The sequence below is a fragment of the Liquorilactobacillus sicerae genome, from assembly GCF_029916425.1.
In the GTDB taxonomy this organism is placed as follows: Bacteria; Bacillota; Bacilli; order Lactobacillales; family Lactobacillaceae; genus Liquorilactobacillus; species Liquorilactobacillus sicerae.
Window position 1 is genome coordinate 1 of record NZ_JAHAVQ010000323.1, and the last position, 412, is coordinate 412.

Annotated in this window: 1 protein-coding gene; it reads left to right on the plus strand. The window is 43.9% G+C overall.

All coding sequences use genetic code 11. The features are described 5' to 3' along the window. A partial coding sequence (locus tag KH893_RS12655) for a glycosyltransferase family protein (RefSeq protein WP_486606311.1) occupies window positions 1-412 on the plus strand: 412 nt, incomplete at both ends.

A 412-nucleotide genomic window follows, 5' to 3' on the forward strand; every position in this document is an offset into this window, starting at 1 on the left:
GTATCATGCCGGTTACGATGTTGTCTATGGCGTAAGGAACAATCGTGAAAGCGATACATTCTTTAAACGGGCCAGTGCCAATTTGTTTTACAAATTGATGAATAAACTGGGGGTTAATATAATTCCCAATCACGCGGATTTTCGTTTAATCGACCGGCGTGTCTTAAAGCAGCTTCTGCAGTTCCCGGAAAGAAATCTTTTTTTACGCGGCATGCTTCCGCTGGTTGGCTTTTCGAGTACGAAGGTCTTCTATAAGCGTCGAGCCCGTCAGGCCGGAAAATCGAAATATCCTTTGCATAAAATGCTTCTGCTTGCCTGGGATGGCATTACTTCTTTTAGCGAAGTTCCGATTCGCTCGATCATTGCTTTTGGTTTTCTACTGGTCTTTTTGTCGGCCTTTTACGTCTTGTAC